Below are 8,141 nucleotides of genomic sequence, written 5' to 3'. Positions count from 1 at the left end.
AGATAAGCGGGGTCTCCCCTGTCCCGTCTTCCTGCAGGAGTCTCGTGCCTTCCACTACAATCAACAAGTGGTTAAAAATTTTTTTTAAATCTATTAATAGAAAGAAGGCGGTTTGGAGACCGATTTCCACAAAAAAATGTTTCAGATTATTCTTGATGGGTATATAAAAAGGGCAGAACAAAACACGACGAAGGGAGCTAAAAAGGCTATGAAGAAAAGTTTACTAGTTAGTGGATTGGCTGTTTCTCTTACCTTTGCCGGATTAACGGGATGCGGCGATGGGGTTGACCAAGATAATGGGGTCAGTGATGGCCAACAGGATGATGCGGTAGATACAGAAACAAAGCAAAAAGCCGATGATACCATCAATAATGTAAAAACAGAATTAAAGCAGGCACAAAAAGACTTAGAAAAGAAAATTGACGATAACGGCGTTAGTGATGGAGTTAATCAATAACCCACCGCAGTAGACTACGCCCAGTAATTTAATAAATACAAGGAGGCAAAAACAAAATGAACAAAGATAAAATGAATGGATATGTAGATACCGTTAAAGGAAAGGCAAAGGAGCACTGGGGTAAACTGACCGATGATCGTTCAACGGAAACCGAGGGTAAAGTCGATCAAGCTAAGGGTAAATTACAAGAAGGCGTTGGGAAAGTTAAGGATAAATTATCAAGATAGTCATTAGGTAAACTACTTTCCTATCTATCAAACTATGAATCTTTCGTAACCAATAAAAGAGGAGGAATTGAAATGGACAAGGTTGAAAAGAATGTTGTAGGTGTTTATGAAACAGAACAAGAAGCGATTGTAGCGATTGAGGAGCTTGTTAAACAAGGATACGACAAGCAGGATATCTGTGTCATTGGTAAAGACCTTAAAGATGTGAATCATATTGCGGACGAAACTGGTACGGTAGTGGAAGAAAAGGCTGCTACAGGTGCCTTAACAGGTGGAACACTCGGCGGGATAACAGGTTTATTAGTAGGAGTAGGTGCTCTGGCAATCCCAGGAGTTGGCCCCATTATCGCCGCAGGTCCCATTGCTTCAAGTATAATTGGAACCATAGCAGGTGCAGGTTTAGGCGGATTAACGGGGGCACTCATTGGAATGGGAATTCCTGACGATGAAGCTGAATACTATGGGAACTCTGTTAAAGAAGGAAAAATATTAGTTTTAACCAAGAATAGAATGAATAATCATATGGATGACAGGAATTCATTAGCGGCAGCAAACAATAGCTCGATGGCACAGGATTGGGATGAAGTGAAGAAGCTTGGAAACGAAATGAAGAATAGTGATTCTAAGGATGAACTGCAGGAAAAAGGACAAATACCTGACCCGATTCAAAAATAGCCATAAAAAAACGGTCCCTTTAATGGACCGTTTTTCTTGCTAAGAAGAGGCCCCCATGCCTCTTCTTTCGCATTATATGGTTACCCCTTTATTCGACCTAGACCGGGTTCTTCCCCCAAAGTTGCCGGTCTATTGTAGAAAGTCTGAGAAATGGTTGAAGTTTTCGTTTACGAAGTCGATCGCGATGTCTGGGAATATTCCAAACAGTAAAGATGCTGCGACGGTGACGATTAGAACAACCACAATTCCAACTGGAATTTTTGTAAACTTGCTGTCGTCCGCTGCTGGGCGGAAGAACATTTGTGTCATGATTCCGAAGTAGTAGAAATATGAAACTACTGTTGTCGCAATCATAACAGATGCCAATACATAATGCGGTTCCTGTACCATGAAGGCACCGATGAAGATGTTCAGCTTGCCGATGAAGCCTGCTGTTCCTGGGAAACCGGCTAATGCGACTAACAAGATACCCATTGCGACTGCTAACACCGGTGAACGGCGATACAAGCCTGCGAAATCAGCTATCTTCGTTGAACCTGTTTTCGCCTCTACCAATTGGATAATTGCAAAAGCGCCAAGGTTCATGAATAAGTACGCTAATAAATAGAACCAAACACTGTAAAAGAAGTTCGAACTCAGTGATGTGAACGCAACAAGAATGTATCCTGCGTGGGCAATACTTGAGTACGCAAACATTCTTTTAATATTACTTTGTCTCAACGCAACAACGTTACCGATGATCATTGTAGCTGCAGCAATGACAGCGATGTAATCCTGCATATTATACAAAATCGGAATCGAACCAGGGCCTTCTGTAGCCGCTACTCCAAAAATCGAAATCATAATTCGTGCCACAATCACAAAGCCGGCTGTTTTCGAAACAACGCTCAAGAATGCGGTAACTGGTGTTGGCGCTCCTTGGTAAACGTCTGGTGCCCACATATGGAATGGAGCAGCAGCCAATTTAAAGCCTAATCCAACGAAGATCATTAAGAACGCTAGTCCGAGCAAATAAGCATGCTGTGCATCCGCTAACGCCTGCAGTGTACGTGCAATGGCTAATAGGTTCGTTGAGCCTGTTAAGCCGTATACATAGCTCATACCGAACAAGGTAATCGCTGTAGCAATCGAACCGTTAATGACGTATTTCATCGCAGATTCATTCGACTGCAGGTTGTTTTTTCGAATACCCGCTAAGATATAAGAAGAGATCGATAACAATTCCAGACCAATAAATAATGTAATTAAGTCGCCGCTTGATGTCATAATCATTCCGCCGAGTAATCCGGTTAGGAATAAATAATAAAATTCACCGCGGTATTCTTCCAATCCCTCATCAGCCTTGTAAGAGACTGCTAAAAATAGTACAAGCGCTCCTCCTGCAAGAAGAAGGAGTTTGAATGCTTTTCCAAAAGAATCAAGACGGAAGGTATCCTCTAAAATCGAATCAGGAGCTGCCCCAAGTAATCCGACTAGAGAAACCATCGCGGCAAAAATGGCGGCAATTCCGATCCAGCCGAGGATTCGGCGGTCTTGTTTTTTCGGCATAAATAAATCTAACACTGTGAGAAGCGCTGCTACACCAACGATGATGAACTCTGGTGTCATGATGCCCCAATTAAATGATGTTAATTCTTCAAGACTCATCCTTCATCACCCTCCTAACCCTAGCATAATCGTTTCAAGTGTGGCTTGAAGCGGTGAGCTTAGAACGCTTGGTATTACTCCGATTAAGACGATTAAAGCCATCAGCACGACAACCGGTACGAATTCAACGCCCTTCAAATCAAGGACTCCTGTAAAGTCACGGTGTGATTGTCCGTACGTAATGCCGAGTACGGCACGTAATAAATATACGGCAGTCATGATAATCCCTATGCAGCCGACTGCTGCAATCCATGGCATTTCTTCAAATAGCCCTAAGAAGGCCATAAATTCACTGACGAATCCAGACATACCCGGTAAGCCAAGTGACGCCAATGCGCCAGCAAGCAGGAAGCCTGAAGCAATTGGCATGCCCTTTGCCATTCCGCCTAGGTTTTCCATTAATGATGTATCTGTGCGTTCATAGAAAGCACCTACTAAGAAGAACAATAGTGCTGAGATTAAACCATGCGATACCACTTGGAAAATAGCCCCTTGCACCCCTGCCTCATTCATCGCTGCTAACCCGATTAACACGATTCCCATGTGAGAAATTGACGAGTACGCCAAGACCATTTTAAAGTCTGTTTGAATGAACGCTAGGAAGGCTCCGTAGAGAAGGTTTACTACTCCAAGGATGGCTAAGAGTACCGCAAGTTTTTCAAACTGCTCCGGGAAAATACCCATCCCAAAACGAATTAAGCCGTACGCACCGATTTTCAATAGAATACCAGAGTGAATCATAACGATTGATGGCGGTGCCTGTACGTGAACGCGAAGCATCCAGCTGTGTAGCGGGAAAATTGGCAGCTTAACGCCAAAAGCGATAAGAAGTGCAATCAATAATCCAAGTTTTAAATCGCCCGATAACGGAACGTTCGGGTCGTTCATCATTTGCGTTAACATTTCAATATTGGTGGTTCCTGTTTTCGCAAACAGAATCATAATCACGATTAACAGGACAGCTGAGCCTAAACCGTTATAGATTAAAAAGCTGTAAGCTGCTTTTTCTTTTTCAAAATAACCCCATTTACCGATTAAGAAGAAGGTTGGAATTAAGGTAATCTCAAAGAATAAGAAAAATAGAACTAAGTTTTCAGCGGTAAATACTCCAAGCATTCCGATTTCTAATAGCAGGAACAGCATGAAGTAGCCTTTCCATTCTTTTTTAATATAAATGGAGGCAATCGCTGCGAGTGTTGCGACTACAGCCGTTAGGACGACTAAGAGCATTGAAAAGCCACTGACACCGAGTTCATAGTTCACTTTCCAATATCCTGCTTCAGCACCATCAAGGCCGCCGAAAGTAATCCATTCCTTAACAACGTTAAAGTCGCTTAAATCCTTACCCCAAAGGTAATGGAGATACAGTCCGACCGCAATTCCTAATGCAGGCAGTGTCGCTAGAAAGCCGACGATTTTAATGGTTTTTTCTTCTGTTTTAGGCATGAAGGCTAAAACAATAATTCCGAGTAACGGGGAGAATACTAATAGTGATAGAACGAAAGAAAGATCCATTTATAAGTACCCCCCTGTTAATACAAAGATGACAGCAAGCAGTGCCATGCCAACGAATGCCACGGTAACATAGGTTTGTGTTTGACCTGTTTGCAGCTTTGACATGGCCGCTCCAAGTCCTTGTACAATCCCTGCAACACCCTTCATGATTCCTTCAACTAAGAAGACATCGATGAAGCGTAAGAAGTAGCTGATTCCTTTTGTAAGTGCAACCACTGACATTTGATAGAATTCGTCAATGTAATATTTGTTCGTAAGAATGGTGTGAAGCTTATCGCCGCTGCCTGAAAGCCAGTTACGTGCGATAGAACGCTTGTAGTAAATCATGTAAGCAAGGTAGATACCTGCTAGAGAAACAACTGTTGCCGCAATCATAATCCAAATTGGACCTTCGATATGACTATGACCAAGTGCTTCGTTGCCGTCCACCAGCCATTCACCAAGGTTGTGATTAAATGGTGTTTGAACATAACCAGCGATTATCGCTAATACGCCAAGAACGATCATTGGGAAGGTCATCATCGATGGTGATTCGTGAACATTTTTCATTGGTGTTCTCGCTTCTCCTGTAAAAACCATGAAGAACAAGCGGAACATGTAGAATGCGGTCATGAATGCCGCTGCGAGCGCTAGTAAGAACAGGACTGGATGTCCACCTTCCCAGGCTGCGATTAAAATTTCGTCCTTACTGAAGAACCCTGAAAACAATGGCACACCGCTGATCGCGAGTGTTCCGATTAAGAATAATGGTGCCGTAAGCTTTAGCTTTTTCCAAAGTCCGCCCATTTCTTCGATGTTCTGTGTGTGTACCGCATGAATGACGCTTCCTGCTGCTAAGAATAGCAAAGCTTTGAAGAAAGCATGTGTCATTAAGTGGAATACACCAGCGACATAGCCGGCAGAGCCTAGGGCTAGCATCATGTAGCCAAGCTGGCTGACGGTTGAGTAAGCTAAAACGCGTTTAATATCGGTTTGCACAAGACCGATGCTTGCTGCGAAAATCGCAGTGAAGGCACCGATGATTGCGATTGTTAAGAGTGCTGTTTCACTTGCTGCGAACAGCGGAAAAAGTGCCGCAACTAAGTAAACACCGGCAGCAACCATTGTCGCCGCGTGGATTAATGCCGAAACAGGTGTCGGACCTTCCATCGCGTCCGGTAACCATGTGTGAAGCGGGAACTGACCTGATTTACCAACAGCGCCGATGAAGATTAAGATCGCTGTTAAAGTAATCATCGTGCTTGATACAGCACCAGCCTCAACGGCCTCGAAAATCTCACTGTATTCAAAGCTTTTGGTTTCCCAGAATAATAAAATCATCCCGATTAAGAGACCTACGTCTCCGATACGGGTCATAATGAACGCTTTTTTTGCCGCAGCCTTCGCTTCTTCTTTGTAGAAATAGAATCCAATTAAGAGGAAGGAACCAACTCCGACGAGCTCCCAGAAAATATAAGTTTGCAACAGGTTTGGCGAGATGACAAGCCCAAGCATTGCAAACGTAAATAGTCCTAAATAGGCATAGAATACTGGAAACCGCTCATCCCCGTGCATATATCCCTTTGAATAAGTATGTACCAGGAAGCTGACGAGCGAGACAATTACTAGCATTAATGCATTCAATTGATTCACTTCAAAGCCCGCTGTTAAAGAAATATCTCCTATCCTGAGCCACTCCGTTGAAGTCTTAAACGTTGGTTGAGAGAATCGCTCGAACAACACCAACAACGAATACACAAGCGAGGCTAACGTAAGAAGAATACCAACGTACGCACTCGCATCCTTCAGCCGCTTACCAAATAGAAGAAGAATCAAAAACGAAAGTAGCGGGAAAAGCGGTATGATCCATGCATTTTCCATCATCATCACAATCCCCTTTTTAAGGCTCTTTTCTTAAACTTAGTTGCTTTTTGAAACAAGATTTAATGGCTTTGCCTAATTTCCACAGAAAATAGCATAAATTTAATAAGAAAAGAGCCAGCAAACTTTATTCAAAAGCGCAAAATAACTAATTTCACGTTAAAATCGGCTTTAGGATTTTAACAACAATTATTAAGAGAACAGCCTTTTTTAAAAATGGTGCCTGTCACCCGCGGTGAATTTCTTCAATAAAATTCACCAGTGGACACTGTCCACTGAGGTCGAACACCAAATATTACCAATTTGTCCACCTGAGACGGACAGTGTCTTTCTGTGGTGACAGGCACCGCAGTATCTAAAAAAAATTTCAACCTACCATTAACTAGTTTTTCATTGTGTCCATATCGTCGATGTTGACGGTTTTGCGGTTGCGGTATAGGGCTATCAAGATTGCCAGACCGACGGCTGCTTCTGCAGCGGCTACGCTAATCGTGAACAATGCGAAGATTTGACCGGTGATGGACGGTGCCACACCGTATTTGCTGAAGGTTACCAGGTTAATATTGACGGCATTCAGCATGAGTTCGATGGAGATGAGGACGATGACGGTGTTTCTTTTGGTCAATGCCCCATATAGCCCGATACAGAATAAAATCAGTGCGAGTGCCAGGAAGGCTGAAGCAGGAACTGAACTCATTCCTTGTCACCCTCCTTCTCGTCTTTCTTCGCCAGAACAATCGCTCCAACAAGTGCGACTAATAGTAAAACAGAAGTTAATTCAAACGGGATTACCCATTTAGAGTAAAGGGCTTCCCCTATTTTCATGGTATTGTCCACGTGTAAGTCCGTTGGGACCTGCACCACGTTGAAATCATAGATTCCAATGTAGATAGCCACTGCAAAGCCAAGTACACCTAGGAATAAAAAGAACTTTCTTCCTTTGCCTGTGGTTGTTTCCCCTTCATCATCATGCTTCGTTAACATAATCCCGAATAACATGATAATCGTGATCGCACCGGAATAAATCAGGATTTGAACCGCTGCGACAAATTCAGCTGACAGCAGCACGTAAATACCGGCAATGCTGACAAACGTAAATATGAGGGCAACGACCATATGCACGACTTTGGTAAGGTTCAATAACAGGACGCCGCCAATGATAGCGACTAGGGCGAGGCCCATAAATGCGATAAACTCGCCTGATATTGTCATGGTTTATTCACCTGCCGTACGTTTTCGTCGTTCTCATCTAACCATTCAAGGTTTTTAAATAACATATCACGGCTGTAGGACGCTAACTCAAAGTTATTGGTCATCACAATCGCTTCGGTTGGGCAAACCTCCGTACAGAGGTCACATAGGATACAAATCTCGAAATTGATATCATAGGTATCAATGATTTTCCCTTTTTTCGTCGGATCCGGATGTTTTTTACCCGTTAAATTAATACATTCTGTCGGGCAAATGTTCATGCATTGATTGCACACGATACACTTTTCCGGATAGAACTTTTGAATCCCGCGGAAGCGGTCCGGAAGCGGAAGCGGCTCATCTGGATAGTTATAGGTTACCTTTTCTTTTGTTAGCTGTTTTAGGGTATATTTCAAGCCTTTTGTAAATCCAAGCACGTTTTTCACCCCTTTTTCATTTTAAAAATTGCTTTCTAAATTCGTTTTTATGGACTCCTTCAAGGGCTAACACCCTATTAGGTTCCTTTTTCAAAGCCTGTGTTAAACTAGGCTGTTGATTTGCGCTCCAGG

9 protein-coding genes are annotated in these 8,141 nt (G+C 43.0%); 3 read left to right on the top strand and 6 right to left on the bottom strand.

All coding sequences use genetic code 11. The features are described from left to right. Positions 1–208 precede the first annotated feature (208 nt). From CHI06_RS06220 to CHI06_RS06210, 3 genes are all read left to right on the top strand, one after another. Positions 209–457 (top strand): hypothetical protein, encoded by a 249-nt coding sequence (locus tag CHI06_RS06220; protein WP_142300930.1) that lies wholly within the window; start codon positions 209–211, stop codon positions 455–457. Positions 458–513: 56 nt separating this feature from the next. Beyond that, positions 514–684, top strand: a complete 171-nt coding sequence (locus CHI06_RS06215; RefSeq protein WP_095247559.1) for a CsbD family protein — start codon at positions 514–516, stop codon at positions 682–684. A gap of 72 nt (positions 685–756) precedes the next feature. Further along, positions 757–1,359 (top strand): general stress protein, encoded by a 603-nt coding sequence (locus CHI06_RS06210; RefSeq protein ID WP_095247558.1) that lies wholly within the window; start codon positions 757–759, stop codon positions 1,357–1,359. 129 nt (positions 1,360–1,488) lie between these two features. Here CHI06_RS06210 and nuoN read toward each other — a convergent pair whose 3' ends face one another. The 6 genes from nuoN to nuoI all read right to left on the bottom strand — a co-directional run bounded on the left by nuoN (position 1,489) and on the right by nuoI (position 8,009). Next, positions 1,489–3,006: an NADH-quinone oxidoreductase subunit NuoN gene (nuoN, locus tag CHI06_RS06205; RefSeq protein ID WP_095247557.1), complete on the bottom strand. Its 1,518-nt coding sequence runs from the start codon at positions 3,004–3,006 to the stop codon at positions 1,489–1,491. 6 nt (positions 3,007–3,012) lie between these two features. Next, positions 3,013–4,521, bottom strand: coding sequence for a complex I subunit 4 family protein (locus tag CHI06_RS06200; protein ID WP_095247556.1), 1,509 nt, complete (start codon positions 4,519–4,521; stop codon positions 3,013–3,015). Continuing rightward, positions 4,522–6,384 carry an NADH-quinone oxidoreductase subunit L gene (gene nuoL / locus CHI06_RS06195; RefSeq protein ID WP_095247555.1) on the bottom strand — a complete coding sequence of 621 codons (1,863 nt, stop codon included), beginning with the start codon at positions 6,382–6,384 and terminating at the stop codon, positions 4,522–4,524. It lies immediately after the preceding gene. A gap of 379 nt (positions 6,385–6,763) precedes the next feature. After that, the gene (gene nuoK, locus CHI06_RS06190; RefSeq protein ID WP_045518735.1) at positions 6,764–7,078 is read right to left on the bottom strand and encodes an NADH-quinone oxidoreductase subunit NuoK; all 315 of its coding nucleotides are present in this window, start codon (positions 7,076–7,078) and stop codon (positions 6,764–6,766) included. Further along, positions 7,075–7,593, bottom strand: a complete 519-nt coding sequence (locus CHI06_RS06185) for an NADH-quinone oxidoreductase subunit J (protein ID WP_095247554.1) — start codon at positions 7,591–7,593, stop codon at positions 7,075–7,077. Before CHI06_RS06185 ends, nuoK begins: the two co-directional genes overlap by 4 nt. Further along, complete coding sequence (nuoI, locus tag CHI06_RS06180) at positions 7,590–8,009, bottom strand: NADH-quinone oxidoreductase subunit NuoI (RefSeq protein WP_063255622.1); 420 nt, start codon at positions 8,007–8,009, stop codon at positions 7,590–7,592. The genes CHI06_RS06185 and nuoI overlap by 4 nt, the downstream gene beginning before the upstream one ends. Between the last annotated feature and the right edge of the window lie 132 nt (positions 8,010–8,141).

The sequence above is a fragment of the Bacillus sp. 7884-1 genome, from assembly GCF_002272245.1.
Taxonomy (GTDB): domain Bacteria; phylum Bacillota; class Bacilli; order Bacillales; family Cytobacillaceae; genus Neobacillus.
The sequence above is the reverse complement of the archived record's forward strand: the minus strand, read 5'-3'. Positions and strand labels throughout refer to the sequence as shown.